Below are 26795 nucleotides of genomic sequence, written 5' to 3'. Positions count from 1 at the left end.
CGCTGGCAGGGAGAGAGGATCGTCAGGTGCGTGCGGTGCGAGGTCGGGTCGTCGCCGGGGTGGTCGCGCTGGGCGCGTCCCTCGTGCTGCTGGGTGCTCCCGCGGCGTCGGCGGTGGAGCCACCGACGCTGGCGGGTGAGCTGACGGACTCCTCGGGGGTCCTGCAGCCCGGCGAGGTGGCGGAGGTCGAGGCGGCGCTGGACGAGCTCGCGCAGGCGACGGACCACCAGCTCTACGTGGTCTACGTGCCGGAGTTCACGGACCCCGCCGAGGGTGTCGCGTGGGCGCAGGCCACCGCCGACGCCAGCGGTCTGGGCACCGACGACGTGGTGCTGGCCGTCGCGACCGAGGCGCGCCGCTTCGCGCTCGCGCCGCAGGAGACGACGTCGATCACCACCGACGAGATGCAGGCGCTGTCCGCGTCCGTCGAGGACCAGCTGCGTGACGACGCCTGGGCGGGTGCCGCCGTCACGGCGGCCGAGGGCGTGCAGGCCGCCGCGACGGGTGACACCACGTCGTCCGGGGGCGGCGGCTTCGTCACCGTGCTGCTGGTCGGCCTGGTCGCCATCGGCGCGGTCTTCCTGCTCGTCACGCTGCGCCGCCGCAAGAACGGCCCGGCCGTGACGGCCGGCGCGCCGGGCGCCCCGCAGGCCGCGGCGGCCGACGAGTTCGCCGCGCTGCCCACCCCCGAGCTGGACCGGCGCTCCGCGCAGGCGCTCGTGCGGCTCGACGACGCGCTGCGCTCGTCCGAGGAGGAGCTGGGCTTCGCGCAGGCGCAGTTCGGGCCCGAGCGCACCCGCGAGTTCGAGACCGTGCTCGCCGGCGGCAAGGAGCGGCTGACCGAGGCCTTCCGGCTGCGGCAGACCCTCGACGACGACATCCCCGACACCGAGCCGCAGGTGCGCGCGACGTCCGCGCAGATCCTGCGCCTGTGCCGGGACGTGGCCGTGCAGCTCGAGGCGCAGAAGGAGGCGTTCGACCGGCTCCGGGCCGTCGAGGAGCGCGTGGACGACGCGCTCGACGCGCACGAGCGGGAGGCCGCCGCGCTGCGCGACCGCCTCGACCCGGCCCGCGCGCAGCTCGCCACGCTGGCGGCCCGGTACCCGGCCACCGCCCTGGCGTCGGTCGCGGGCAACCCCGACCAGGCGGCGCTGCTGCTCGACGAGGCCGCGGACGCCGTGACGCAGGGCCGCGCCCGGGTCACCGCGGGCGAGCGGTCCACCGCCGTCGGGTACGCGCGGGCCGCCGAGGAGGCCGTCGGCCAGGCCCGGCGCCTGCTCGACGCCGTGGACGGCGCCGGTGCGGACCTCGCGGCCGCGGGCGTGCGCCTGGAGGCCGCGATCGCGTCGATCACGAGCGACCTCGCGGACGCCGCCCGGCTCGCCGCGGGGAACCCGCAGGTCGCCCCGCGTGAGATCGAGGCGCGCGCCGCCGTGGAGGTCGCGCAGGCGGCCCGCCAGGGCACGGGCGACCCGCTCGGGGCGCTCACCCGCATCGCCGCCGCCGAGGCCGCCATCGACGCGGCGCTGGCGCCGATGCGCGAGCAGGCCGAGCGCACCCGCCGCGCGCAGGCGCTGCTCGACGAGACCGTCGGCCGCCTGGACTCCGCGGTGCGCGCCACCGCGGACTACGTGAGCACCCGCCGCGGCGCCGTCGGCCCGCAGGCACGCACCCGGCTCGCCGAGGCCGACCGCCTGCGCATGCGCGCGATCGACCAGCGGGCGACCGACCCCGAGGCGGCGCTGCGCACCGCGCAGGACGGTGAGCGCCTGGTCGGCGAGGCGCAGCGCCTCGCGCAGGCGGACGTCGACCACGCCGAGCAGCAGGCCGCGTACGGCGGCGGCTGGGGCGGCCCCGGGTACGGCGGGCACCGCGGGCACCGCGGCTCGGACACCGCGTCGACGGTCGGCGGGATGGTGCTCGGCGGGATCCTGCTGGACTCGATCCTGCGCGGCGGCGGCGGGTTCGGCGGCGGCGACTGGGGCGGCGGCGACGGCGGCGGCTTCGACGGCGGGGGCTTCGGCGACGGCGGCTTCGGCGGTGGGTTCTGAGCGCGCTGCGGCGCCTGCTGGGCGGGCGCGGGCGGGGCGGGGCAGACAACGGTTTCCAGGCAGGCAGCGACACGAGAGGCACGAGTGCGATGACCGAGAAGCAGTCGATCTTCGGACGGATCGGGCAGCTGGCGCGGGCGAACATCAACGCCCTCATCGACCAGGCCGAGGACCCGCAGAAGATGCTGGACCAGCTGGTGCGGGACTACACGGGCTCGATCGCCGACGCGGAGAAGGCGATCGCGCAGACGATCGGCAACCTGCGCCTGGCCGAGCAGGACTACAACGAGGACGTGCGCGCCGCCCGCGAGTGGGGCCAGAAGGCCCTCGCCGCGTCCGCCCGCGCCGACCAGTACCGCCAGGCCGGCGACGGTGCGAACGCCGACAAGTTCGACGCCCTGGCCCGGGTGGCGATCGGCAAGCAGATGACCTCCGAGCAGGAGGTGCGCGACGCCGAGCCGGTGATCGCCTCGCAGCGCGAGACGGTCGAGAAGCTCAAGACCGGCCTCACCCAGATGAAGGACAAGCTGGGGCAGCTCAAGCAGCGCCGCGACACCCTGGTCGCCCGGCAGAAGTCGGCCGAGGCCCAGCGCCGCGTGCAGGAGGCCATCGGCTCGATCAACGTGCTGGACCCGACGAGCGAGATCGCGCGCTTCGAGGAGAAGGTCCGCCGCGAGGAGGCCCTGGCGATGGGGCACGCGGAGATCGCGGCGTCGTCGTTCGACGCGCAGTTCGCGGAGCTGGAGTCCGCGGGCGCCCAGCTCGAGGTCGAGGCGCGCCTCGCCGCGCTCAAGCAGGGGTCGACGCCCCTCCAGCTCGACGCGACCCCGGTGACGCCCGAGATCGAGCGCTGAGCCGACGCGGCGACGCCCCCCGGTCGAGCCGACCGGGGGGCGTCGCTGCGTGCGGGCACCGGGCTGTCGGCGGGACGGACGACCGGTGCCGCTGCGGGGTCAGGCGACGGCGGGTGCCCCGGCGCGGGCCCGGACGCGGTCCGCGAAGGCGCGGGCGACGGCCTCGCCGGTGGCCGCGACCTCGGCGTCGTGCTCGTGCGCCGAGGCTGCGACGGCGGCGGTGTCGGTGTCGTCGTGCGTGCCCGCCCAGGCCACGAGGGTCTGCGGGCTCGCCTCGGGGTGGAACTGCACGCCCCAGGCGGAGCCGATGCGGAACGCCTGGAACGGGTAGGTCGCGGAGGACGCGAGCCACACGGCGCCGCGCGGCAGGTCCACGACCGCGTCGGCGTGCATGGACGGCTGCCGGGAGCTGCGGCCCGCCCGGGCCACGAGCGCGCCCAGCAGGGCGTCCTGCTCCGCCTCGGGCCGCCAGCGGACCTCCACGACGCCGGCCTCGCGCCCGGGAGGGGCGTCGACCTCGACGCGCCCGCCGCGCGCGACGGCGAGCAGCTGCGCGCCGAGGCAGATGCCGAGCGCCGGCACGTCGGTGGCGGAGACCACGGCGAGCAGGTCGCGCAGGCCCGGCAGCCAGGGGGCGGTGGCGTCGTCGTGCGCGGACATCTGCCCGCCGAGCACGACGAGGCCGTCGCCGACGTCGGTGGGGCCGGGCAGCGGCTCGCCCAGGTCCGCGCGCACGACGCGCACGTCGAGGTCGGCCAGCCAGCCGGCGAAACGGTCGAGCCCGACGTCGGGCGAGCTCTGCACGACGGTCACCCGGGGGGTCCTGCCGGACCCCGCGAGGTCGTCGACGCGGTCGAGGATGTCAGCGCTCACACGTTCCACGGTAGCGGCGGACGGCCCAGGAGCCGAAGGCCCTGGTCACATGTCCATCACGATCGTCCGGACGCCCGGTTCGGCCCTACGGGCCCGTTTTCCACCCGCCCCGCGCCCAGCGAACTCCCAGGGTCGGGGCGGATGATCGGACCATGAGCACCGCGACCGGCACGCCCGAGGCCCGGCTCCTCGTCGTCGACGACGAGCCGAACATCCGCGAGCTGCTCGCGACGTCCCTGCGCTTCGCGGGGTTCGAGGTGCACGCCGCGGCCGACGGCGGGTCCGCGCTGCGCCTGGCCCGCGACACCGAGCCCGACCTCGTGGTGCTCGACGTCATGCTCCCCGACATGGACGGCTTCACCGTCACGCGCCGCCTGCGCGAGAAGGGGCAGCACGTGCCCGTGCTGTTCCTCACGGCCCGCGACGACACGTCCGACAAGGTGCAGGGCCTGACCGTGGGCGGCGACGACTACGTCACCAAGCCGTTCAGCCTCGAGGAGGTCGTGGCGCGCATCCGGGCGATCCTGCGGCGCACGGCCCCCGACGACGGCGTGAGCTCGTCCGTGCTCACGTACGCGGACCTCGAGCTCGACGACGACACGCACGAGGTGCGCCGGGCCGGCCAGCCCGTCGAGCTGTCCCCCACCGAGTTCAAGCTGCTGCGGTACCTCATGCTCAACCCGCACCGCGTGCTGTCCAAGGCGCAGATCCTCGACCACGTGTGGCAGTACGACTGGGGCGGCGACGCGAACATCGTCGAGTCCTACATCTCGTACCTGCGCCGCAAGATCGACCAGCTCGACGACGGCGACGGGAACCGGCTGCCGCCGCTGATCCACACCAAGCGCGGCGTCGGGTACCTGCTGCGCGCGTCGACGTGAGCACCGGCCCCGTCCCGCACGTGCGCGGCAGCCGGGCGGGCGACGCGCGCACCTGGGGGCGACGGACGGCGACGGACCTCCCGCACGACCCGCAGGGACCGGTGCAGGAGCAGGGCCCGACGTGGTCGGGCGGCGCGTACGACGCGCCCGAGGACGCGCCGCGCCCGCGCGGTGCCCTGGCCGCGCGGTGGGACGCGGTACCGCTGCGCACCCGCCTCGTCACGGTGATCGTCGTGCTGCTGGGCGCGGGCCTGACCCTGGCGGGTGCGACGAGCGCCACGCTGCTCGGCGACGTGCTCGTCCGGCAGGTCGACGACAAGCTGCAGGAGGAGGGGTACGAGCAGGTCAACGCCTACCTGCTCGAGGCGCAGGAGGGCTGGGGCGACTACTCGAAGACACCCCCCTCCGACTACTACGCCGTCGTGCGGTCGGCCGGGCAGCAGGACACGGTGCTGCTCGGCAACGAGTACACCCTGGCCGAGTACGGCACCCCGGCAGTCCCGACGCTCACGATGGACGAGGTCCTGGCGCGCGACACCGTGCCCTACACGATCGCGTCCGACCGCCACGGGTCGACCTGGCGCGCGGTGACGTCCCCCCTGAGGAACAAGGTCACCCGCGAGCTGGTCCCCGACACGTACGTCACCGTCGCGCTGCCGTTGCGGGACAACGTCCAGGCGATCCGCGGGCTCGCGCTCACCCTGGTGAGCAGCGGGGCCGCGCTGGTGCTGCTCGGGGCGATCGTCGGCGGGTGGGCCGTGCAGCGGTCGCTGCGGCCGCTGCGCGAGATCGAGGGCACGGCCGCCGCGATCGCCGCCGGCGACCTGTCCCGCCGGGTGCCCGAGGCGCCCGAGCAGACCGAGGTGGGGCGGCTGGGTGCCGCGCTCAACGGCATGCTCGCCCAGATCGAGCAGGCGTTCGACGCGCGCACCGCGTCCGAGGCGCGGATGCGCCGGTTCGTCGCCGACGCGTCGCACGAGCTGCGCACGCCGCTGGCCGCGATCCGCGGGTACGCCGAGCTGTACCGGATGGGTGCGCTGACCACGAAGGAGCAGGTCGACGACACGATCCGGCGGATCGAGGGGTCGGCGACCCGGATGGGCTCGCTGGTGGAGGACCTGCTGGCCCTGGCCCGCCTGGACGAGGGGCGGCGCGGCGAGCGCGCGCCCGTGGACCTCACGGTGCTGGCCGTGGACGCGCTCAACGACCTGCACGCCCTCGACCCGGCGCGGCCCCTGCGGCTGGTCCGCCTCGACTCCGGCGGCCCGTGCGTGGTGCACGGCGACGACCGGCAGCTGCGGCAGGTGCTGGCCAACCTCGTGGGCAACGCGTCGCGGCACACCCCGCCGGGCACGCCCGTCGAGATCGCCGTGGGCCGGGTCGACGGGGACGACGGGCCGTGCGGGGTGCTGGAGGTCCGCGACCACGGCGCGGGCATCGACCCCGAGCACGTGGCGCGGGTGTTCGAGCGGTTCTACCGCGTGGACGCCTCGCGCACGCGCGACTCCGGCGGGTCGGGCCTGGGCATGGCGATCGTCGCGGCCATCGTCGACGCGCACGGCGGCACCGTGGGGATCGAGCAGACACCCGGCGGCGGGGCGACGGTCCGTGTGCTGCTGCCGTGCGACCCGGCGGCGCCGGAGGACGAGGGCGCGGCCGACGACGGCCCCGACGTCGAGGACGCGACCGGGGACGACGGCGCCGCGTAGGCCGTCGGGACGAAGGTCCGTGGGAACGGTGCACGGGCGGGCCGGGACGTGGCTACCATGGCGCGTCCGTCGTCACCGTCGTGAGGCTTGATCCATGGGCGTCCATGACGCACCTGCCTGGCTGCTGCCGGCCTTCGTCCGTAGCGTCGCCGGAGCGGGCGGCACCGCCGCTCCCGACGTCGTCCGTCGTACCGGGGAGGACCTCCTCGAGCGCTGGACCCGTCCTGACCGGCACTTCCACAACCTCAAGCACCTCGTGGACGTGCTCGCCCGGGTCGACGAGCTCGACGAGGAGGCCCACGAGCCGGACCTCGTGCGGCTCGCGGCCTGGTACCACGGCGCGGTGTTCGACTCCGCGGAGCGCAAGGCGTACGCCAACAAGGGCGGCGAGGACGAGACGGCCTCCGCGCGCCTGGCCGTCGAGCAGCTCGGGGCGCTCGGCGTGCCGGAGCACCGCGCGCAGCGCGTCGGTGCGCTCGTCTCGGCGCTGGTGCGGCACGTGCCCGACCCGAACGACAGCGACTGCGCGGTGCTGTGCGACGCCGACCTGGCGATGCTCGCCACCGAGCCGCAGAAGTACAAGCAGTACCTGCTGGGGCTGCGCGCGGAGTACTCGCACCTGCCCGTCGAGGACTACGTGCGCGCCCGGGTGCGGATCCTGCGCAAGCTCCTCGCCCGCCCGTCGCTGTTCGTGAGCCCGCTCGCGCAGACGTGGGAGGAGCCGGCCCGGCAGAACGTCTCGGCCGAGCTGCAGCGGCTGGAGAAGGAGCTCGCGAAGATCGAGGCCGGTCAGGCCACGGGCACGTCCTCGGCCTGACCGCACGAGCCGCCCACAGCCCGCGCGCCGCCCGGTGCGGCACCGGGTCCGTGCGGGCGGCCGCCTCGCCCCGGGCCGCGGCTCGTAGCGTCCTGGTCACCTGCCGTCACGTGCCGCTCCCCCGCGGCCCGGCGGGCCGAGGGAGGGGCCATGAGCCGGTACGAGGTCGACAGCACCCAGCTCGACGGGTCGGCGTCCGCGGTGCTCGCACGCGCGGCGACCATCCAGCAGGAGGTCGCGGCGATGCAGCGTCAGCTCGCGGACCTGCAGGCGGGCTGGCGCGGCGGCGCAGCCGGCGCGTTCGGGGCCGTCGTCGCCGAGTGGTCGGGCACGCAGGCCCGCGTCGAGCAGTCGCTCGCGCAGATCGCCGCCGCGATGCAGGCCGCCGCGCGCACCTACGCGGACGCCGAGCAGCACGCGTCCCGCCTCTTCACGTCCTGACCGGACGTCCGTCAGGCCGTGACCGGGCGTCCGCCGGCCGGGCGCCGGACCGTGCCCGCGAGCGCCCGGCCGGCCCAGGCGCCCAGCGTGCCGCCGAGCACGCACAGGAGGACGTCGTCGACGACCGCCGACCGGCCCCCGACGAGCAGCTGCCACGTCTCGATGCCGACGCCGGCCGCCAGGAACGTCAGCGCCGCCCGGCCCGGGCCGAGCCCGTGCCGGAGCCCGAGGAGCAGGCCGCCCGCGGCGAAGAGCACGAGGTTGCCGCCGATCTGCACGAACGGCACCTCCCAGTGCACGGCGGACGTGAGCAGCGGCACGAGGTCGCCGAACGGCATCAGCTCGACGCTCGGGGCCTGCCCCGGGAAGGCGCTCGTCCCCGGGACGAGGGTGATCAGCGCGACCGCGACCGCCCACAGGGCCACCAGCCCGTCGAGCAGCGCCTGCCGCACCGCGGGCCACGACCGCTCGTGGCCGGTACGCGACCAGCTCAGGCAGGCGGTGAGCAGCAGCGCCCCGCCGCCGAGCACCGCTGCCACCGGGATCACCCACGAGAAGTGCCGCCAGAGCTGGACCACGACCGACCACCTGTCTCATCACGTCTGCCGCGGCACCCCGCCACGACATCCGCAGCATGGACGACGGGCCACGGGCCGTGGGCGCGGTCCGTGGCGACAGACCCGGGTGCGTGACCCGCGCGCGGCGTGTCGCCCGGCGCGCCACCGACCGCAGCGGCACGACGGGCGAGGGGCGCGGGGGCGGGCGCGCGGCCGTGCCGCCGTAGGCTCGTGGGGTGACCGTGCTCGTCGACCCTCCCCTGTGGCCGCGCCACGGCACCGTGTGGGGGCACCTCGTCAGCGACGCGTCGTACGAGGAGCTGCACGCGTTCGCTGAGCGCGCGGGGATCCCGCGGCGGGCGTTCGACCACGACCACTACGACGTGCCCGTCGAGCGGTGGGACGCGGTCGTGGCGCTGGGCGCCGTGCCGGTGGGCACGCGCGAGCTGGTCCGCCGGCTGCGCGCGTCGGGGCTGCGCGTCACGCACGAAGAGCGTCGCGCGAGCAGCTGACCGAAGCCGACGCCCCCGCCCGCGCAGCCGAGGCCACCCCGGCAGTCCCCCGCCCCGTCCCCCGCGCCACGCTCCTGCATGCCGTCCACGCCGTCCGCATCGTCGACGCCGAAGGGACTCTGGCTCGCGTGCGGGGGCCGGGATGCGCGAGCCGGAGCCCGCTCGGCGACCGCGGCGCGCGGTGGAGCGGCCGCAGGGCGGGTCGGGGCCGGCGCGTGGCTAGGGTTGAGGGGTCCGTCGCTCGACCCAGGAGCACCCATGCCGCTGCGCCCGCTCGACCAGTCCGCCAAGCTCAAGGACGTCCTCTACGAGATCCGGGGCAAGGCGCTGGACGCCGCCGCGCGCCTCGAGGCCGAGGGACGCACCGTGCTCAAGCTCAACACCGGCAACCCGGCGGCGTTCGGGTTCGACGCGCCGCACCAGATCGTCGCCGACGTCATCGCCGCCGTGCCGCACGCGCACGGCTACACGGACTCGCGCGGGATCCTCTCGGCGCGGCGCGCCATCGTCACCCGGTACGAGACGGTGCCGGGGTTCCCGCTCTTCGACGTCGACGACGTGTACCTGGGCAACGGCGTGTCCGAGCTCATCACCATGGTGCTGCAGGCGCTGCTCGACGAGGGCGACGAGGTGCTGGTCCCGTCGCCCGACTACCCGCTGTGGACGGCCATGACGAGCCTGTCCGACGGGCGGCCCGTGCACTACCGGTGCGACGAGTCCGCCGGCTGGCAGCCCGACGTGGAGCACATCCGCTCGCTCATCACCCCGCGCACCAAGGCGATCGTCGTCATCAACCCGAACAACCCGACGGGCGCGGTGTACAGCCGCGAGGTGCTCGAGCAGATCGCCGCGGTCGCCCGCGAGCACAGCCTGCTCGTGCTCGCGGACGAGATCTACGACCGCATCCTCTTCGACGGCGCGCAGCACGTGCCGATGGCGAGCATCGCGCCCGACCTGCTGTGCCTGACGTTCAACGGGCTGTCGAAGACGTACCGGGTCGCGGGCTTCCGCTCGGGATGGGTCGTGGTCACCGGGCCCACGGACCACGCGCGCGGGTTCCTCGAGGGCATCACCCTGCTGGCGTCGACGCGCCTGTGCCCCAACGTGCCGGCGCAGCACGCGATCCAGGCGGCGCTCGGCGGCGTGCAGTCCATCGAGGCGCTCATCGCGCCCGGCGGGCGGCTGCACGAGCAGCGGCAGGTCGCGTGGGAGGGGCTGACGTCGATCCCCGGGGTCACGTGCGTCAAGCCCGACGGCGCGCTGTACCTGTTCCCGCGGCTCGACCCGGAGGTCTTCGGCATCGTCGACGACGCCCAGCTCGTCTACGACCTGCTGGTCGCCGAACAGATCCTGCTCGTGCAGGGCACGGGCTTCAACTGGCCGACGCCCGACCACCTGCGGATCGTCACCCTGCCGGAGGCACGGGTGCTGGCCGACGCGGTCGAGCGCATCGGCAACTTCCTGTCGTCGTACCGCCAGGTGCCCCTCGGCTGACCGCCGCGCACGGGGGGCGGACGCACGACGCGTCCGCTGCTCTCCCCTCCGGCGAGCAGCGGACGCGTGGCGTGACGCCCCGCGCCGCCCGGGGCACGGGCGGCGCGGGGCGGGTCGGTGTCAGAGCACCAGCAGGGAGAAGCACCCCTTGCCGTACCCGGCGACCTCGATGGTGAGGTCCTGACGACGCACGTAGGACTTGACCCACGGCGCGACGTCCGCGGGCACGTCCTCGCGCGGGGAGTACGCCCGGTCGAGCTTGACGTGCGGGACGTCCTCGGCGTTCATGAGCGACGCGAGCACGTTGAGCACCTCGCGCGCGTTCTCCTCCAGCGCCGGGTCGAGCATGTCGCTCTCGACCGACTCCTTGGCGACGGGCGCCGGGATGAGGCCGATCGCCCCGCCCGCGTACGCCGCGAGCGCCAGGTCGAACAGGCAGATGGCCTTGAGCTTGAGGAAGGGGTCGACGTAGGTGCCGACGAGCGCACCGGCCGGCTCCGACGGGTCGACCATGATGCCGCCGGTGTGCACGACGACCTCACGGCCGAGGAGGCCCTCGAACAGGTCGCGGACGTCCTTGGCGGTGGGCAGCGGGTTCTCGGTCCGGACGTTCATGCGAGCACCGGCTCGATGACCTCGCGGAAGGACTCCGCGGTGAACGGCTTGGCGATGAGGAACAGCGCACCGGCCTGCTCGGCCAGCTCGCGCATCTCGGGCGAGCCCTCGGACGTGACGAACCCGAACGGCGTCTCGTACCCCTCGGCGCGCAGCCGACGGAGCAGGTCGATGCCGGTCATCTCGGGCATGTTCCAGTCGGACAGCACGACGTCGGGCTCGTCGGCGCGCACGGCCTCCAGGGCCTGCGCCCCGTCGGCCGCCTCGCGGACGTCCCAGTCGTACCCCGCCTGACGCAGGGTGCGGATGACGATCTGCCGCATGACGCGGCTGTCGTCCGCGACAAGCACGCGGATCATGGGTTCCTCCTCAGACGTGCGCCGTGGGTCGACGGCGCGGTTCGGTGGCAGGGGGTCGTCACGGCACGCCGTGGACGATGAGCGTGAGCGGCCGGCCCTTCCAGGACAGGCGCAGCTCGGCGACCTCGACCGAGCCGGCGAGGACCGGCTCGGAGTCGGCGACGTGGGGCAGGCTGAGCTTGCCCGTGGTCGGCAGCAGCGACTTGATGTTGCCGCCGACGACGTTGACGATCTCGCCGAACGCGTCGACGAGGTCCTCGTCCGAGACCGGCGAGCCCGAGGGCAGGCCGAGCAGGGCGCGCGCGAGGTCGTGCGCGGTCTCGGTCTCGGTGGTGAGGGCGGCACGGCCGTCCCAGTCGCCCGAGAGGTCGACCCACGCGACGAGCGGCGATCCCCACGCGGGGACCTCGCCGTCCCACGGGAAGAGCGTGTCGGTCTCGCCGTCGATCATGGCGGAGAAGACGTCCTGGGCGATGGCGTACACGTCCTCGCCCGCGATCGCGGTGGTCATGCCGGCTCCCCTACTGCGACGAGACCGAGCAGGTCGAGCTTGTCGCGGATGGCGTCGGTGGTGAAGGGCTTGATCAGGTACTCGTGGGCCCCGGCCGCGAGCGCACGCACGATCTGGTTGTGCTCGCTCTCCGTCGTGACCATCATCAGCGTCACGCCACGCCACGCGGGGTTCGCCCGGACGTTGGTGACGAAGGTCAGCCCGTCCATCACGGGCATGTTCCAGTCGATGCAGGCGAGGTCGGGGACGTCGCCGGACTCCAGGACGTCGAGGGCGGCCTGGCCGTCCTCGGCCTCGACCGTCGAGAACCCCAGGTCGGTCAGGGTGCGCGAGACGATCTTCCGCATGGTGCGGGAGTCGTCGATGACGAGTGCTCTCACTTCAGACCAGCTCCTCGGGAAAGGACGGGGGACGACAGCGGGGCCGGTCGGGCCGCCGGACGGACCGGCGTGACCGGGTGGCGCAACGACTCCACGGTGGACGGGGGTGCCTGGTGCGGCAGGGTGGGGCCGTTGGTGGCCCGGTAGACGGCGCCCCGACCCACGACGACGCGCTCGTAGCCCTCGTGGACGCCGATGGTGGTCTCGGCGGCACCGAGGACGAGGAACCCGCCGGGCCGCAGCGCACCGCGCACCCGGTCGAGGACCGCGCGCTTGGTCGCGAGGTCGAAGTAGATGAGCACGTTGCGCAGGAACACCACGTCGAAGGGCCCGCCGAGCGGCGGGGACTCGAGCAGGTTGGCCCGGCGGAACGTGATCTTGCGGCGCAGCTCGTCGGCGACCTGCCAGTGCGACCCGTTGCGCTTCATGTACTTGACGAGGAGCGGGGCGGGCAGGCCGCGGTTGACCTCGAGCTGGCTGTACTCGCCGGTGCGGGCGCGGGACAGCACCTGCTCCGACAGGTCGGTCGCGGTGATCTCGAGCGGCAGGCCGGGCATGGCCTCGCTGAGGATCATCGCGATCGAGTAGGGCTCCTGGCCGGTCGAGCACGCGCCCGACCACAGCCGCAGCCGGGGCAGGCCGCCGGGCGCGGACTGCAGCGCGGGCAGGATGTGCTGGCGCAGCGCGTCGAACGGCGTGACGTCGCGGAACCACGACGTCTCGTTCGTGGTGAGCGCCTCGACGACGTCCTCGAGACCGCGCGCCGCGGCGGGGCCGCTGCGCAGGGTCGCGACGAACGCGTCGACGTCGGGCAGACCGGCGGCACGTGCGAGCGGCAGCAGCCGGCTCTCGACGAGGTACTCCTTGCCGGTGTCGAGCTGGATCGCGCTCTTGCGGCGGACGTGGTCCGCCACGAACGCGAACGTCTGAGCTGAGATCGTCATGACGCACCTCCCACGGTCGCGGTCCGGCTTTCGTTCACGGTGCGGGCCACGGCCCCGGCCACCTCGTTGATCGGGTAGACGGCGTGCGCCCACCCGGCGGTCGCGACGGCGCCGGGCATGCCCCACACCACGCTGGTCTGCTCGTCCTGCACGAGGACGGTGCCGCCCCCGGCGACCACCGCCTCGCAGCCGGACCGTCCGTCGGCCCCCATGCCGGTGAGCACCACGGCGAGGATCTCGCCGCGCACCGCGGGGACGGCGGCGCGGAACAGCACGTCCACGGCCGGCCGGCAGAAGTTCACCGGCGGCCCGTTCTCGAGCACGGCGTGCAGGGTGGCGACCTTGGTCCGGACGGTGAGGTGCTTGTCGCCGGGCGCGATGTACACGTGCCCCGGCAGCAGCGGCTCGCCGTCGACGGCCTCGCTGACCGTCGACGGCCCGAGGCGGTCGAGGCGCGCGGCGAGCTGACGGGTGAACACGGGTGGCATGTGCTGGACGACCGCGACGGGCACGGGCAGCGCCGGCAGCGCGGAGATCACCTTGGACAGCGCCTCCGGCCCGCCGGTGGACGAGCCGATCACGACGAGGCGCACGGGGTGCGTGCCACGCGGGGGCTGGAGGCGGACCGGGCCGCGCGGGCTCGGCGTCGCCGCCGCGGCGGCACCGGCGGAGACCCCGGCGCGCGGGTGGGGCAGCGCCCCGCCCCGGCCACCGGGCGCGAGCGCGAGGATCCGCGGGATGAGCTCGTCGGCCACCCGCTGCAGCGACTGCTGGACGCTGCCGACGTTGGCCGGCTTCGTCACGTAGTCGGTGGCACCGGCGGCCAGGGCGTCCAGGGTGGCGGACGCGCCGCGCTCGGTGAGCGTGGAGAACATGATGACCGGCTGCTTGTGGCCGGCCTTGCGCATCGCGCGCACCGTCTCGATGCCGTTCATCTCCGGCATCTCGATGTCCATCGTCACCACGTCGGGTGCGAGCTGGTCCAGCTTCGACATCGCGATGCGGCCGTTCGCGGCGACGCCGACGACGTCGATGCGCGGCTCGCGGGAGAGCGCGTCGGTGACGAGCCGGCGAACGACGACGGAGTCGTCGACGACCAGCACCCGGGTTCGCGTCACACCGTGCTCCTGTGGCTCGTGGGGAGGGCGGCCGTCGGCCGCCACGTGCTGCCTATCGGCACCCCCGGCCCGGCGGTGAGCGTTCGGCCGGGCAGTCGGGCCGGGTGAACGTGCCGGGACGAAGGTCCGGGGCGTCGCGACGGCGCGGGCGTGCCCGGCGACCACGACGACGGCCCCGGAGCGCCCGTGGGGGCGGTCCGGGGCCGTGCTGGACGGAACGACGCGTCGGCGCCGTCACGGGCCCTCTCGGGCCCGTCGGGGTGCGTCAGTAGCGGAACGCCGACAGGCCCTCGCGCAGGCGCTCGGCGAGGCGCGCGAGCTCGGTGACGTTGTCGCCCATCTGCTCGAGCGTGTGCGTGGACGACTGGGCGGCCGACGCGACACCGACGATGTTCGTGGCGATCTCGCCGGAGCCGGTCGCGGCCTCCCCGACGGAGCGGGACATCTCGTTGGTCGTCGCGGTCTGCTCCTCGACGGCCGACGCGATGGTCATCTGGTAGTCGTTGATCGAGGCGATGATGTCCCCGATCCGCCCGATGGCCTGCACCGCACCCGTGGTGTCCTGCTGGATCGCCTCGACACGCTGCGCGATGTCCTCCGTGGCGCGCGCGGTCTCCTGCGCGAGCTCCTTGACCTCACCGGCGACGACCGCGAAGCCCTTGCCGGCCTCCCCGGCACGCGCCGCCTCGATCGTCGCGTTCAGCGCCAGCAGGTTCGTCTGCTCGGCGATGGACGTGATCAGCTTCACCACGTTGCCGATCTCCGCGGACGACGTGCCCAGGCGGGACACGGTGTCGTTGGCGTCCTGGGCGGCGGTCGTCGCGGCCTGGGCGACGCGGGTCGCCTCCGTCGCGTTCTGCGCGATCTCCCGGATCGACGCGCCCATCTCCTCGGCGCCCGCGGCCACGGCCTGGACGTTGCGGCTGACCTGCTCCGCGGCGGCGGCCACGACACCGGCCTGCGCGGACGTCTCCTCCGAGCCCGTGGCGACCTGGCTGGACGCGGCGGTGAGCTCCTCGGCGGCGGCGGCGACGGTCTGCGCGGTCTCGCCGACGCCGGACAGCACGCCCCGCAGGCGGACCTGCGTGGAGCCGAGCGCGGCGACCATGCGGCCGACCTCGTCGTTGCCGTCGACCTGGACGGCCGTGCGCAGGTCGCCCTCGCCGAGCGCCTCCAGGCCGGCGACGGCCAGGTCGAGGCGACGACGCAGCGAGCGGGCGACGAACCAGGCGATCGACAGCGACAGGATGCCGCCGATCGCGATGGCGAGCGTCACCGTCAGCTGCGAGGACCCGACCAGGGAGCGGGCGTCCGCGACGCGGGCCGCGGCGGCCTCCTCCTGGGCGGTCGTCTCGGCCTGGATCGCGTCCATGACGCCGGTCGTCAGGGGGCGGATCGTCTCCTGGAAGTACACGCCGAACGCCTCGTCGTCACCGGCGTCGCGCAGCGGGAACAGCTCGTCGTGCGCGGCGGTGTAGTAGGCGTCGAACGCGGCGACCATCGCGTCGACCGCGGCGGGGTCGACGGCGCCCGGGCGGTAGGCCTCGACCTGGGCGTCGAGGTCGACCCGGCGCTCCTCGAGCTCGGCGGCGAGCTCGGCGCGGATCTCCTCGTCGGCGATGCCGTACTGGATGACGCGAGCACGGTCGCCCTGGTAGGCGCGCTGGATCTCGGTCAGCTGCGTGAGGGGCACGACCGCCCCGTCGTACAGGGCGTCGACGTCGGCGCGCAGCGCCCCGAACGCGCGCAGCGCGAGGCCGGCGGCGAGGAGCGCGGTGAGCGCCATCACCGCGACGGCGGCGAGGACCTTGGTGCGGACGGACACGTCGGCCCACGTCCGACGTCCTGACTGGTGCTGGCTCATCTGCGGACGACCCCGATCACGTCGAAGGGCGGGCCGTCCGACGACGACCCACCGTCCGATCGGCCGGGCGGGGCCGCGCGATAGGACTTCTGCCTCACGCGCACCGGGCGGACCCACCCGTCCGCGGGGCCGGCGGTGGCCGGGCCCCGGTCGTGCCGCCTAGCATCGCGGGGTGCCGACGACAGCCCCGACGGGTCACCGCACCGTGCCGGTGCCGGCCTGATGGGCGCCGGCCACGGGCACGGCCACGAGGGCCCGCGCGGCCCCGCGTCCGCCCGGCACCGCCGGCGGCTCGGCGTCGTGCTGGCGATCACGCTGGCGGTCGTCGGCGTGCAGGTCGTCGGCGGGCTGGTGTCCGGATCGCTGGCGCTGCTCGCGGACGCCGGGCACATGCTCACCGACGCGGCCGGGATCGCGGTGGCGCTGGTCGCGTCCACGCTGGCGGGCCGCCCGGCCACCGGGACGCGGACGTTCGGGCTCCAGCGGGCGGAGGTCCTGGCCGCCCTGGCCAACGCGCTGCTGCTCGGCACGCTCGCGGTGTGGGTCGTGGTGGAGGCGGTGCGCCGGTGGGACGACCCGCCGGACGTCGCGGCGGGCCTGATGATCGGGGTCGCGCTCGTCGGCGCCGCGGCCAACCTCGTCGGCCTGCTGCTGCTGCGCGGCCCGCAGCACGAGAGCCTCAACGTGCGCGGCGCGTACCTCGAGGTCCTGGGCGACCTCGTGGGGTCGGTGGCCGTGGTCGTCGCGGGCGTCGTGGTCGCGACCACCGGCTGGGCGCGCGCCGACGTCGTGGCGTCGCTCGCGATCGGCGTGCTGATCCTGCCGCGCGCGTGGTCGCTGCTGCGCGACGTCGTCGACGTGCTCCTCGAGGCGGCCCCGCGCGGGATGGACCTGGAGGAGGTGCGCGCGCACATGGCCCGCGTCCCCGGCGTGGTGGACGTGCACGACCTGCACGCGTGGACCATCACCAGCGGGGTGCCGGTGCTGTCCGCGCACGTCGTGGTCGACGCCCGCTGCCTCGCCGAGGACCGGTCGGGCGAGGTGCTCGACGCCCTCGGCGCCTGCCTGGGCGAGCACTTCGACACCGACCACTGCACGTTCCAGATCGAGCCCGTCGGGCACGACGCCCACGAGGTGCGCCAGCACCCCTGACCCGCCGCCCCTGCGGGCCGGTCAGTACGTGAAGCGGGCGACCCGCTCGCGCAGGTCCACCGAGAGCCGCGCCAGCTCGGCGACGGAGTCGCCCACCTGCGTAAGGGTCTGGGTGGACGACTGGGCGGCCGCGGCCACGCCGGTGATGTTCGCGGCGATCTGGCCCGAGCCGTTCGCGGCCTCCGCGACGGAGCGGGACATCTCGTTGGTCGTGGCGGTCTGCTCCTCGACGGCCGACGCGATCGTCAGCTGGTAGTCGTGGATGGACGCGATGATCGTGCCGATCTCGCCGATCGCGTGCACGGCGCCCTGGGTGTCGCCCTGGATGGCGTCGACGCGGCGGGCGATGTCCTCGGTGGCGCGGGCGGTCTCCTGCGCGAGCTCCTTGACCTCCCCGGCGACGACCGCGAACCCCTTGCCGAGCTCGCCGGCGCGGGCCGCCTCGATGGTCGCGTTGAGCGCCAGCAGGTTGGTCTGCTCGGCGATCGACGTGATGAGCTTGACCACGTTGCCGATCTCCGCCGACGACGTGCCCAGCCGGGCGACCGTGTCGTTCGCGCCCTCGGCCGCGACCGTCGCGGACTGCGCGACGCGCGTGGCCTCGGTGGCGTTCTGCGCGATCTCGCGGATCGCGGCGCCCATCTGCTCCGCGCCCGCGGCCACGGCCTGCACGTTCGACGACACCTCGTCGGCCGCCGAGGCGACGACGCCGGCCTGCACGCTCGTCTCCTCCGCACCCGCCGCCACCTGCCCGGACGCGGCCGTCAGCTCCTCCGCGGCGGCCGCGACCGTCGCGGCGGACTCGACGACGCCCGCCATGGTGGCCCGCAGCGAACGCTGGGCACCGGCGAGCGCGTCCGCCATGGCCCCGACCTCGTCGGCGCTGCGCACCTCCGGCACGACCGTGAGGTCGCCGTCCTCCATCGCGTGGATCGACCGCTGGAGCGAGCGGATCGCCCGGCCGGTCCGGGTGGCGACCACCCAGCCCAGGCCGAGGGCCAGGACGGAGCCGAGCAGCACCGCGACGACCGTGGCCAGGCGCGCCGCACCGGCCGCGGACGCCGCGGCGGTCGTGGCCGCCGCGGTGCGGTCCTGGAGCATCGTCTGCAGGGCGACCGTACCCTCGCCGATCCCGTAGTAGATCTCGTACCCGGCCCCGGTGACGAGGGCGTCGCCCGCGTCGAGCTCGCCGGCCGCGTACGCCTCGACGACCTGGTCGTCGACCGCGAAGAAGTCCTGCCACAGCCCGGCGATCTCGTCGACGAGGGCGGCCTCCTCGGCGGTCATCTCGTCCGAGATCGCGTCGAGGGCGACGAGCTGGTCCTGCAGCGCCGCGGCGGACGCGATGTACCCGGCACGGTTGAGGGCGTCGTCGGCGACGGCCTCGGGGCCGCCGATGATGCGGGTGTCCCACGCGTAGGCGACCTGCCAGCCGGTGACGTCGCTGTTGAACATGCGGACCTCGCCGACGGCGGTCGACAGCTCCTGGAGGTCGGCGAGCTCGGCGTTGGCCGCGGTGACGTCGCTGAGCGCGGTGAACGCCACGCCCCCGACGACGACGGAGGTGAGCACGCCGGCGGCGGCGCTGGCGAGGATCTTCACGCGCAGCGGGACCGTGCGGCGGGCGGGGACGCGCTCGGGGGTGCTGGTGCTCATCGCGGGCTCCTCGGGGTGCGGGCCCGCCCCGGCGGAGCGGGCTCGTACCCGTCCGATCGGCCGGGGACGTCCGGTCCTGAGCAGTCGTCCAGGCCGCTGGACGGCCCTGCCACCGACGCTCCCGGCACCGACGGTGCCGGGAGCGCTGCACGCCGCAGGGGCGGGTCGCGGTGGGCGACCCGCCCCTGCGGGCGTGCGGTCCGGGCCGGGGCCCGGGTGCTGCGTCAGAACCGGAAGGTGGACACCCGCGTGCGCAGGTCCTCCGAGAGGCGGGCCAGCTCGCCGACGGACGCCTCCATCTGCCCGAGCACGTGCGCCGACGACGACGCGGTCTCCGCGACGCCCGTCATGCGGTGCGCGATGTCGCCCGAGCCGCTGGCGGCCTCGGCGACCCCGCGGGACATCTCGTTGGTCGTCGCGGTCTGCTCCTCGACGGCCGACGCGATGGACGTCTGGTAGTCGTTGATCGACGCGATGATCTCGCCGATCTGGCCGATGACGCCGACGGCCCCCTGGGTGTCGCCCTGGATGGCCTCGACGCGGCGGGCGATGTCCTCGGTGGCGCGCGCGGTCTCCTGCGCGAGCTCCTTGACCTCCCCGGCGACGACCGCGAAGCCCTTGCCGGCCTCCCCGGCCCGCGCGGCCTCGATCGTCGCGTTCAGCGCCAGCAGGTTCGTCTGCTCGGCGATGGACGTGATGAGCTTGACGACGTTGCCGATCTCGGTGGACGACGTGCCCAGGCGGGCGATCGTGTCGTTCGCGTCGTTCGCGGCGCTCGTCGCGGCCTGCGCGACCTTCGCCGCCTCGGTCGCGTTGTGCGCGATCTCCTGGATCGAGGCGCCCATCTGCTCGGCGCCCGCGGCCACCGCCTGCACGCTGCGGCTGACCTCCTCCGCGGCCTGCGCGGCGACGCCCGACTGCGTGCTCGTCTCCTGCGAGCCGGACACGACCTGCGCGGACGCGGCCGAGAGCTCCTCGGCGGACGCCGCGACGGTCGCGGACGCCTCGGCGACGCCCCGCAGCGTGTCGCGCAGGTGCTCCTGCGCGGTGCTGAGCGCGTCGACCATGCGGCCGAGCTCGTCCTTGCCGAAGGCCTGCGCCTCGACCGTGAGGTCGCCGTCGGCGAGCGCGTCGATCGACGCGTGCACCGAGTCCAGCGACCGCGCCATGCGGCGCAGGACGGCGGCGGCGACCGTCACGGAGAGGGTCATCGAGACGACGAACGCGATCGCCAGGGCGATGACGGTGGTGCGGACCTCGGCCTGCGACCGGGCGAGGATCGCCTCGACGGACGCGTCGATCTGCCCCGTCGCCAGCGACAGCGCCCGGCCGGCCCACTCGGGGTCGGCGGCGACGTCCGCGGCGACGGCGGCCTCGAAGGCCTCGTGGTCGTTCGCCTCGACGGCCGGCATGAGCGCGGAGTCGCGGTAGGCGACCCACGCCTCCCAGCGGGTGACGAAGTCCGCCCACTGCACGGTGTCGGACTCCGGGAACGCCTCGACGACCGCGATCTTCGCGGCGACGTCCTGGTCGATCCACTCCGAGGACGTGAGGAGCTGGGCCTGCAGCGTCGGGTCGGCCTCGGCCGCCCGGTGCAGGAGCAGGTGCGAGCGCACCTGGTCGGCCCGCAGGTCGGTCAGCGCCGCCTGCAGGTCCTGGCTCAGGCTCGCCATCTGGTCGAGGTTCTGCCCGGCGCGGACGAGGACGAACGCCCCGGTGCCGCCGACGAGCACGAACGCGGACCCCATGATGAGCAGGACGGCGGTGAACTTGGTGCGCAGGGAGCGGTCCCAGAACCATGCCCCGCGGGTGCGTGCCGTGGCCATCAGCCGATCTCCTGTGCCGTGTAGTAGCCGCCGTCGACGAGGACCCGCTCGTAGTTGTCCTGCGTCACCAGGGCGGGGGTCAGGAGGTAGGACGGGACGACCTGGACGCCGTTGTCGTACGACGTGGTGTCGTTGACCTCGGGCGTGCCGCCGTCGAGCAGCTCACGGACCATCGAGACCGTGACCTCGGCGAGCTGGCGGGTGTCCTTGTAGACGGTCGAGTGCTGCGTGCCGTCCTTGACGAGCTTGACCGAGTCGATCTCGGCGTCCTGGCCCGTGACGACGGGCAGCGCCGGCTGGTCGATGCCCGACGCGACGTCGAGGATCGCGCGGGAGATGCCGTCGTAGGGCGACAGCACGCCGTCGAGCGTGCGCCCGGCGCCGTACGCGCCGACGAGCGTCTGCATGCGCTCCCCCGCGACGTCGCCGCTCCACCCCTGCGTGGCGATCTCGTCGAACTCCGTCTGCCCCGACGGGACGACGAGCACCCCGGAGTCGAGGTACGGCTGCAGGACCGACATCGCGCCGGCGAAGAACACGTGCGCGTTGTTGTCGTCCGAGGAGCCGGCGAACAGCTCGACGGAGAACGGGCCGGCGGCCGACGTGCGGGCGCCCGCCTCGTCGAGGACGCCGAGGCCGGTGAGCAGGGCCTGCGCCTGCAGCACCCCGACGCGGAAGTTGTCGAACGACGCGTAGTACGCGACGTCGGACGAGTCGCGGATGAGCCGGTCGTACGCGATCACCGGGATGTCGGCGGCACCGGCCTCGGCCAGCACCGACTTCAGCGCGACACCGTCGATGGACCCGACGACGAGCGCGTCCGCACCGGCCGCGATCATCTGCTCCAGCTGCTCGACCTGGGTCGGGACGTCGTCCTCGGCGTACTCCAGCGTCACGTCGTAGCCCAGCCCCTCGAGCTGGGCCTGCAGGTTCTCGCCGTCGGCGATCCAGCGTGCGGAGGTCGTCGTCGGCAGGGCCACGCCGACCAGCGGGGCATCGCCACCGCCCTCACCGGCTGCGGAGCAGCCGGCGAGGGCGAGGGCGACGGTGCCGGTCAACGCTGCGGACAGGGTCGTCCATCGTGTGCGTCGTCGCATCGTCTTCATCCTGTGCGAGGGGTGCCGGACGGGCCGCCGGCGGGCTGGTTCAGTAGGTGAAGGCCTGGACCCGGCGGCGCAGGTCCTCGGACATCTGCGCCAGCTCGGAGACCGCGGTCCCCATCTGGCCCAGCACCTGCGTGGAGGTCTGCGCCGACGACGCGACACCCACGATGTTGGTGGCGATCTCGCCCGAGCCGGTCGCGGCCTCCGCGACGGAGCGGGACATCTCGTTGGTCGTGGCGGTCTGCTCCTCCACCGCGGAGGCGATGGTGAGCTGGTAGTCGTTGATCGAGGCGATGATCGTGCCGATCTCGCCGATCGCGCCGACGGCGCCGGTGGTGTCGTGCTGGATGGCCTCGACGCGGCGGGCGATGTCCTCGGTGGCCCGGGCGGTCTCCTGCGCGAGCTCCTTGACCTCACCGGCGACGACCGCGAAGCCCTTGCCGGCCTCCCCGGCACGCGCGGCCTCGATCGTCGCGTTCAGCGCCAGCAGGTTCGTCTGCTCGGCGATGGTGGTGATGAGCTTGACAACGTTGCCGATCTCGGCGGACGACGCCCCCAGGCGGGACACGGTCTCGTTGGCGGTGTCGGCGGCGGCGGTGGCGGCCTGGGCGACGCGGGTCGCCTCGGTCGCGTTCTGGGCGATCTCGCGGATCGAGGCGCCCATCTGCTCGGCGCCGGCGGCGGCGGCCGAGACGTTGCGGCTGACCTCGTCGGCTGCGGCGGCGACCACCCCGGCCTGCGCGGAGGTCTCCTCCGAGCCGGCGGCGACCTGGCTGGACGACGCGGAGAGCTCCTCGGCGGCGGCAGCCACGGTCTGCGCGGACTCCGCGACCTGCGCGAGGGTCTGGCGGACGGCGGCCTGCGCCTGCGTCAGCGAGTGCGCCATCTTGCCGATCTCGTCCTCCTGGTCGACGTCGGCCACGACCGTGAAGTTGCCGTGCGCCATGGCGTCGAGCGACTCACGGACCTTCGTCACCGAGCCGCGGATGCCACGGGCGATGACAACGGCGAGCGCGATGGCAGCGACCAGGGCGATCGCGAGCGAGACGTACAGGGTCGTGATGGCCGTGGCCGCGCGAGCCTCGGCAGCCGCCGCGACGCCGTTCATGTAGTCGGTGATCTCGACCGTCAGCGCGTCGAGGTCGGCCACGTACACGTCGATCAGCGGCTGGCTGACCGTGTCGAGCACCTCGCCGTACGCCTCGGGGTCGCCCGCCAGCGCGACCGGCATGAGCTGCTCGTCGCGCGCCGTCTGCCAGGCGGTGAAGCCCTCGACGAACGACGCCCAGATCTCGGACTCGCCGGCGGGCGTCGCCGCGTACTGCTCCATGAGCGCGGCCATGTCGGCGTCGTTCGAGGCCTGCTTCTCGACCCACTCCGCCTGCAGCTCGCCGTCGGTCGCGGCGATCTGCGCGAGCGACATGCGGGCCTTCATCTGGGTGATGTGGATCTCGGACCGGACGGCCGCGATCGTCTCCTGGATGCTGGCGAGCTGCGCGGTGTCGTCGGCGGTGCGCTGCAGCGACGTCGCGGAGTACACGCCGAGGGCGACGGCGACGGCGGCGAGCACGCCGACGGCGGACAGGATCTTGGTCTGGACGGACAGGTTGCGCAGGAACGTCCCGCGCCGGCCCTGCGGCTCCTCGAGGCTCGTACTCATGATGGTCTCCTTGCCGGCGGGGCCGGCGGTGCTAGGGGGTCGGCGGGGCGCCGACGGTTCGGGGGTACGACGGGGAAGGGGCGCCGGCCTTGGCGGGGCCGGGAGGTCGACTCAGGCAGGCGGTGTCAGGCCGCCACGGCCTGGTCGACGTCCAGGACGAGCAGCAGGCGCCCGTCCAGCTTGTGCGCGCCACGGATGACGGCGCGCATCTCGGGGTCGAGGGTGTCCGGCGGGGCCGCGAACGACTCGGGGCCGACGTCGACGACGTCGCCGATCTCGTCCACGAGCAGGCTGACGACCTCGCCGCCGGTCTTGACGACGACCATCATCGGCTCGCGCTCGCCGAGGCGGTCGGTGATGCCCAGGCGGGTGCGCAGGTCGACCGTGAGGACGACCTGGCCGCGCAGGTTCACCAGCCCGGCCACGTCACCCGCCGCGAGCGGCACCCGGGTGCGGGTGTGCGAGCGGAGGGCCTCCTGGACGCGCAGCACGTCGATGCCGTACAGCGTCCCGTCGAGGGTGAAGGTCACGTACTGGCTCATCGTCCGGCTCCCACCAGGTCGTCGATGCCGGACCAGGCCGCGTCCGGGGCGGTGCCGGCCTCGGGCCGGTCGTCGAAGAACACCGGGTCGGCGGCGAGGATCGCGGTCCGCACGTCGAGGCGCTCGGTGACGCGCTCGCCGAGCACCGTGGACCCGACCAGGCCGGAGTCGTCGATGTCGGAGTGCTGCTCGCTGTGGTCCTCGAGGATGTCGACGATCTCGTGGACCACGAGGCCGACGCTGCGGCCGCGGCGCGTGAGCACCACGACGACCAGCTCCTCGTCCATCGCCTCGCCGTACGAGCCGAGGACGCGGTCGAGCCGGGCCAGGGGCAGGATCGTGCCGCGGTAGCGCACGACCTCGCGGCCGCCGACGTGCTCGACCTGGTCGAGGCGCACCTGCTCGAGGCGCGTGACCGACTGCAGCGGCATCGCCACGCGACGCCCGCCGCCGATCCCCACGACGAGGACCTGCTCGGCCGCACCGGAGTGCGCGGCGTCGATCCCGCCGACGTCCTTGCGGGCCATGGCGTCGAGCTCGCCGATCAGGGCGCGCCGGCCGAGGGCCTGCACGTCGAGGATGAGCGAGACGCGGCCGTCGCCGAGCACCGTCGCGCCGGCGTACGTGCCGATCGCCTTCAGGCGCGGGGACAGCGGCTTGACCACGATCTCCTCGGTGTTGAGGACGCGGTCGACCAGCAGGCCGAAGCGGTGGTGGTCGGCCTGGACCACGGCGATGACCGAGCTGGTCTCGCCGTCGGGGTCACCGGGGTCGCGGGGCTCGGCCACGCCGAGGACCTCGGCGAGCGAGACCAGCGGCAGCAGGTCGCCGCGCAGGCGGTACACCGGGGCGGCGTGCACGTACTCGATCGCGGACCGGCCGCGCTGCGCGTCGAGCGCGACGAGCTCGAGCAGGTTGACCTGCGGGACCGCGTACACGTCGTCGTTGCACTCGACCGTGAGCGCGGGCATGATCGCCAGCGTCAGCGGGATCCGCAGGCGCCAGACCGTGCCCTTGCCGGGCGTCGACTCGACGTCGACGGTGCCGCCGACGTTCTCGACCTTGGTGCGCACGACGTCCATGCCCACGCCGCGGCCGGACACGTTGGTCACGGTCGCCGCGGTGGAGAAGCCGGGCAGGAACAGCAGCTGCAGCAGGTCGGCGGTGCTGGCGGTGTCGACCTGGGCCTGCGTGCGCAGGCCCCGCTCGACGGCCTTCGCCGCGACCTTGACGGTGTCGACGCCGCGACCGTCGTCCGAGACCTCGACGACGACCTGGCCGCCCGCGTGGTACGCCCGCAGGGCCAGCAGGCCCTTGGGCGACTTGCCCGAGGCGACGCGCTCGGCCGACGGCTCGATGCCGTGGTCGACCGCGTTGCGCACGAGGTGCGTCAGCGGGTCCTTGACGGCCTCGAGGAGACCACGGTCGAGCTCGGTGTCGCCGCCGGAGACCTCGAGGGCCACCTCGCGGCCGCACGCCGTCGCCAGGTCCCGCACGATGCGCGGCATCTTGGCGAACACGTTGTCGATGGGCTGCATGCGCGTCTTCATGACGCCCTCCTGCAGCTCGCCGGCGATGAGGTTGAGGCGCTGCGCGGAGCGGACGAGGTCGACCTGGGCGGTCGCCGACGCCAGCCGGCTGATCTGGTTGCGGGCCAGGACGAGCTCGCCGACCTGACGCATGAGGGCGTCCAGCAGGTCGACGTCCACCCGGATCGCGGAGTCGCCGACGCCGCGCAGGGCGCCGATCTCCTCGGTGGGCGGGTGCTCCTCGACGCGCTCGGCCGCGGGGGCCGGGTGCTGGGCGGGGACCGTCGCCTCGGGGGCCGCGGGGGCGGCCGGTGCCGCGGGCGCGGGCGCGGGCGCCGGCGGTGCTGCGGGGGCCGCAGGGGCGGGCGCGGCGGCACCGGCGGCCGCGGCCACCAGCTCCGCAGGTGCCTCGACCTGCTGCACGTGCTCGTCGTCCACCTGCTCCACCTCGTCCTGCGTCGTCGCCTCCTGCGAGGCGGGCTCGGGTGCCGGGGCCTCCAGCGGCACACCGGCGTGCACGGCCTCGACGCGGGCGACGACGTCGTCGATGGCCACGTCGCCCTCGGTGCCGGTCGCCTCGATGGCGCCCAGCAGCATGCGGATGCGGTCCACCATGGCCAGCAGCACGTCGGTGACGGGCTTGTCCATGGACCGGGTGCCGTCCCGCAGGTCCACCAGCAGGTTCTCGCCCACGTGGGCGAGCCGCTCGAGCTTGGACAGCGCGAGGAACCCGCTGGTGCCCTTGATCGTGTGGATCGTGCGGAAGATGCTGCTCAGCAGCGGGCGCGAGCCGGGCTGCTCCTCGAGCGCCACGAGGTCGGAGTCCAGCTGGTCGAGATTCTCGTGGCTCTCCACCAGGAACTCGCGGACGATGTCGTCCAGGCCGTCCATGCACCCTCCCACAGCCGAAGTCCCGGGCGTGTCCGGGACAGTCGGCTCATCGGCCGGGGTGCAGGGGTGCTGAGAGATTGTCGCGGGTGGTCCCGGACGACGGTCCGGCCGGGCGCCGCACCGTCACCGGCCGCGGGGCCGCGGGTCAGGCGTGCGGGGTGCCCTCGTCGCCCTCGGGCGCGGGTGCCGGGGCTGCGGGTGCGGGTGCGGCCGCGGGGGCGTCGACGGCCACCAGGCCGCGCAGCGCGGCCACCGCCGCGTCGCCGGCCGCCACGGACGACGCGTTCGCGTCGGACACCGCCTCGAGCACCTCGGCGCGGTGCACGCGCACGTGCCGGGGGGCGTCGATCCCGATGCGCACCCCGTCGTTGCGCACCTCGATGACGGTGATGACGATGTCACCGCCGATGACGAGGCGCTCGCCGGCGCGTCGGGTCAGCACGAGCATGCGGCGAC

The 26795-nt window shown here is 74.5% G+C and carries 25 protein-coding genes; 9 read left to right on the top strand and 16 right to left on the bottom strand.

Annotated features, from left to right (window positions below; all coding sequences use genetic code 11):
* The first annotated feature begins 35 nt into the window (after nucleotides 1-35).
* Both BKA21_RS14285 and BKA21_RS14280 read left to right on the top strand, forming a co-directional pair.
* The gene (locus BKA21_RS14285) at nucleotides 36-2051 is read left to right on the top strand and encodes a TPM domain-containing protein (RefSeq protein ID WP_170209129.1); all 2016 of its coding nucleotides are present in this window, start codon (nucleotides 36-38) and stop codon (nucleotides 2049-2051) included.
* A gap of 89 nt (nucleotides 2052-2140) precedes the next feature.
* Nucleotides 2141-2905, top strand: coding sequence for a PspA/IM30 family protein (locus BKA21_RS14280; protein WP_140460653.1), 765 nt, complete (start codon nucleotides 2141-2143; stop codon nucleotides 2903-2905).
* Between the two features lie 99 nt (nucleotides 2906-3004).
* Here the strand turns inward: BKA21_RS14280 and BKA21_RS14275 are convergent, their stop codons facing one another.
* The gene (locus BKA21_RS14275) at nucleotides 3005-3778 is read right to left on the bottom strand and encodes a type 1 glutamine amidotransferase (protein WP_239073013.1); all 774 of its coding nucleotides are present in this window, start codon (nucleotides 3776-3778) and stop codon (nucleotides 3005-3007) included.
* 152 nt (nucleotides 3779-3930) lie between these two features.
* Between BKA21_RS14275 and BKA21_RS14270 the strand changes: the two genes are divergently transcribed.
* From BKA21_RS14270 to BKA21_RS14255, 4 genes are all read left to right on the top strand, one after another.
* On the top strand, nucleotides 3931-4659 hold the full coding sequence (locus tag BKA21_RS14270) for a response regulator transcription factor (RefSeq protein WP_140460654.1): 729 nt from the start codon (nucleotides 3931-3933) through the stop codon (nucleotides 4657-4659).
* A complete protein-coding gene (locus BKA21_RS14265; RefSeq protein ID WP_239073012.1) occupies nucleotides 4656-6368 on the top strand; it encodes a sensor histidine kinase in 1713 nt (570 codons plus the stop codon). Before BKA21_RS14270 ends, BKA21_RS14265 begins: the two co-directional genes overlap by 4 nt.
* Before the next feature lie 94 nt (nucleotides 6369-6462).
* Nucleotides 6463-7185 carry an HD domain-containing protein gene (locus BKA21_RS14260; protein ID WP_140460655.1) on the top strand — a complete coding sequence of 241 codons (723 nt, stop codon included), beginning with the start codon at nucleotides 6463-6465 and terminating at the stop codon, nucleotides 7183-7185.
* Between the two features lie 150 nt (nucleotides 7186-7335).
* Nucleotides 7336-7626, top strand: coding sequence for a WXG100 family type VII secretion target (locus tag BKA21_RS14255; protein ID WP_140460656.1), 291 nt, complete (start codon nucleotides 7336-7338; stop codon nucleotides 7624-7626).
* A gap of 11 nt (nucleotides 7627-7637) precedes the next feature.
* Here the strand turns inward: BKA21_RS14255 and BKA21_RS14250 are convergent, their stop codons facing one another.
* Nucleotides 7638-8204, bottom strand: a complete 567-nt coding sequence (locus tag BKA21_RS14250; RefSeq protein WP_140460657.1) for a VanZ family protein — start codon at nucleotides 8202-8204, stop codon at nucleotides 7638-7640.
* Nucleotides 8205-8419: 215 nt separating this feature from the next.
* Between BKA21_RS14250 and BKA21_RS14245 the strand changes: the two genes are divergently transcribed.
* Both BKA21_RS14245 and BKA21_RS14240 read left to right on the top strand, forming a co-directional pair.
* Nucleotides 8420-8695, top strand: a complete 276-nt coding sequence (locus BKA21_RS14245; protein ID WP_140460658.1) for a DUF4031 domain-containing protein — start codon at nucleotides 8420-8422, stop codon at nucleotides 8693-8695.
* Nucleotides 8696-8953: 258 nt separating this feature from the next.
* On the top strand, nucleotides 8954-10189 hold the full coding sequence (locus BKA21_RS14240; protein ID WP_140460659.1) for a pyridoxal phosphate-dependent aminotransferase: 1236 nt from the start codon (nucleotides 8954-8956) through the stop codon (nucleotides 10187-10189).
* 120 nt (nucleotides 10190-10309) lie between these two features.
* Here the strand turns inward: BKA21_RS14240 and BKA21_RS14235 are convergent, their stop codons facing one another.
* From BKA21_RS14235 to BKA21_RS14205, 7 genes are all read right to left on the bottom strand, one after another.
* Nucleotides 10310-10804, bottom strand: a complete 495-nt coding sequence (locus BKA21_RS14235; protein ID WP_140460660.1) for a hypothetical protein — start codon at nucleotides 10802-10804, stop codon at nucleotides 10310-10312.
* Nucleotides 10801-11163 carry a response regulator gene (locus BKA21_RS14230; protein ID WP_203793574.1) on the bottom strand — a complete coding sequence of 121 codons (363 nt, stop codon included), beginning with the start codon at nucleotides 11161-11163 and terminating at the stop codon, nucleotides 10801-10803. The genes BKA21_RS14235 and BKA21_RS14230 overlap by 4 nt, the downstream gene beginning before the upstream one ends.
* Nucleotides 11164-11221: 58 nt before the next feature.
* A complete protein-coding gene (locus tag BKA21_RS14225; RefSeq protein ID WP_140460661.1) occupies nucleotides 11222-11674 on the bottom strand; it encodes a chemotaxis protein CheX in 453 nt (150 codons plus the stop codon).
* Nucleotides 11671-12054: a response regulator gene (locus tag BKA21_RS14220; RefSeq protein ID WP_140460662.1), complete on the bottom strand. Its 384-nt coding sequence runs from the start codon at nucleotides 12052-12054 to the stop codon at nucleotides 11671-11673. The genes BKA21_RS14225 and BKA21_RS14220 overlap by 4 nt, the downstream gene beginning before the upstream one ends.
* Entirely contained in the window at nucleotides 12051-12998 is a 948-nt protein-coding gene (locus BKA21_RS14215) for a CheR family methyltransferase (RefSeq protein WP_140460663.1), read from the bottom strand. Before BKA21_RS14215 ends, BKA21_RS14220 begins: the two co-directional genes overlap by 4 nt.
* Nucleotides 12995-14116, bottom strand: a complete 1122-nt coding sequence (locus BKA21_RS14210) for a protein-glutamate methylesterase/protein-glutamine glutaminase (protein ID WP_140460664.1) — start codon at nucleotides 14114-14116, stop codon at nucleotides 12995-12997. The genes BKA21_RS14215 and BKA21_RS14210 overlap by 4 nt, the downstream gene beginning before the upstream one ends.
* 265 nt (nucleotides 14117-14381) lie before the next feature.
* Nucleotides 14382-15980, bottom strand: coding sequence for a methyl-accepting chemotaxis protein (locus tag BKA21_RS14205; RefSeq protein ID WP_140460665.1), 1599 nt, complete (start codon nucleotides 15978-15980; stop codon nucleotides 14382-14384).
* 222 nt (nucleotides 15981-16202) lie between these two features.
* Between BKA21_RS14205 and BKA21_RS14200 the strand changes: the two genes are divergently transcribed.
* Nucleotides 16203-17132, top strand: a complete 930-nt coding sequence (locus tag BKA21_RS14200; protein WP_140460666.1) for a cation diffusion facilitator family transporter — start codon at nucleotides 16203-16205, stop codon at nucleotides 17130-17132.
* 21 nt (nucleotides 17133-17153) lie between these two features.
* Here the strand turns inward: BKA21_RS14200 and BKA21_RS14195 are convergent, their stop codons facing one another.
* From BKA21_RS14195 to csrA, 7 genes are all read right to left on the bottom strand, one after another.
* Nucleotides 17154-18788 (bottom strand): methyl-accepting chemotaxis protein, encoded by a 1635-nt coding sequence (locus tag BKA21_RS14195; protein ID WP_140460667.1) that lies wholly within the window; start codon nucleotides 18786-18788, stop codon nucleotides 17154-17156.
* 224 nt (nucleotides 18789-19012) lie between these two features.
* The gene (locus BKA21_RS14190; protein WP_140460668.1) at nucleotides 19013-20614 is read right to left on the bottom strand and encodes a methyl-accepting chemotaxis protein; all 1602 of its coding nucleotides are present in this window, start codon (nucleotides 20612-20614) and stop codon (nucleotides 19013-19015) included.
* Nucleotides 20614-21711: a multiple monosaccharide ABC transporter substrate-binding protein gene (gene chvE, locus BKA21_RS14185; RefSeq protein ID WP_140460669.1), complete on the bottom strand. Its 1098-nt coding sequence runs from the start codon at nucleotides 21709-21711 to the stop codon at nucleotides 20614-20616. The genes BKA21_RS14190 and chvE overlap by 1 nt, the downstream gene beginning before the upstream one ends.
* Nucleotides 21712-21760: 49 nt before the next feature.
* On the bottom strand, nucleotides 21761-23377 hold the full coding sequence (locus BKA21_RS14180; RefSeq protein WP_140460670.1) for a methyl-accepting chemotaxis protein: 1617 nt from the start codon (nucleotides 23375-23377) through the stop codon (nucleotides 21761-21763).
* Nucleotides 23378-23502: 125 nt separating this feature from the next.
* The gene (locus tag BKA21_RS14175) at nucleotides 23503-23919 is read right to left on the bottom strand and encodes a chemotaxis protein CheW (protein WP_140460671.1); all 417 of its coding nucleotides are present in this window, start codon (nucleotides 23917-23919) and stop codon (nucleotides 23503-23505) included.
* On the bottom strand, nucleotides 23916-26339 hold the full coding sequence (locus tag BKA21_RS14170) for a chemotaxis protein CheA (protein ID WP_140460672.1): 2424 nt from the start codon (nucleotides 26337-26339) through the stop codon (nucleotides 23916-23918). Before BKA21_RS14170 ends, BKA21_RS14175 begins: the two co-directional genes overlap by 4 nt.
* 145 nt (nucleotides 26340-26484) lie before the next feature.
* The gene (gene csrA / locus BKA21_RS14165; protein ID WP_140460673.1) at nucleotides 26485-26787 is read right to left on the bottom strand and encodes a carbon storage regulator CsrA; all 303 of its coding nucleotides are present in this window, start codon (nucleotides 26785-26787) and stop codon (nucleotides 26485-26487) included.
* Nucleotides 26788-26795 lie beyond the last annotated feature (8 nt).

The organism is Cellulomonas oligotrophica (genome assembly GCF_013409875.1).
Classification (GTDB): Bacteria; Actinomycetota; Actinomycetes; order Actinomycetales; family Cellulomonadaceae; genus Cellulomonas; species Cellulomonas oligotrophica.
This window is presented reverse-complemented; position numbering and strand designations above follow the sequence as displayed.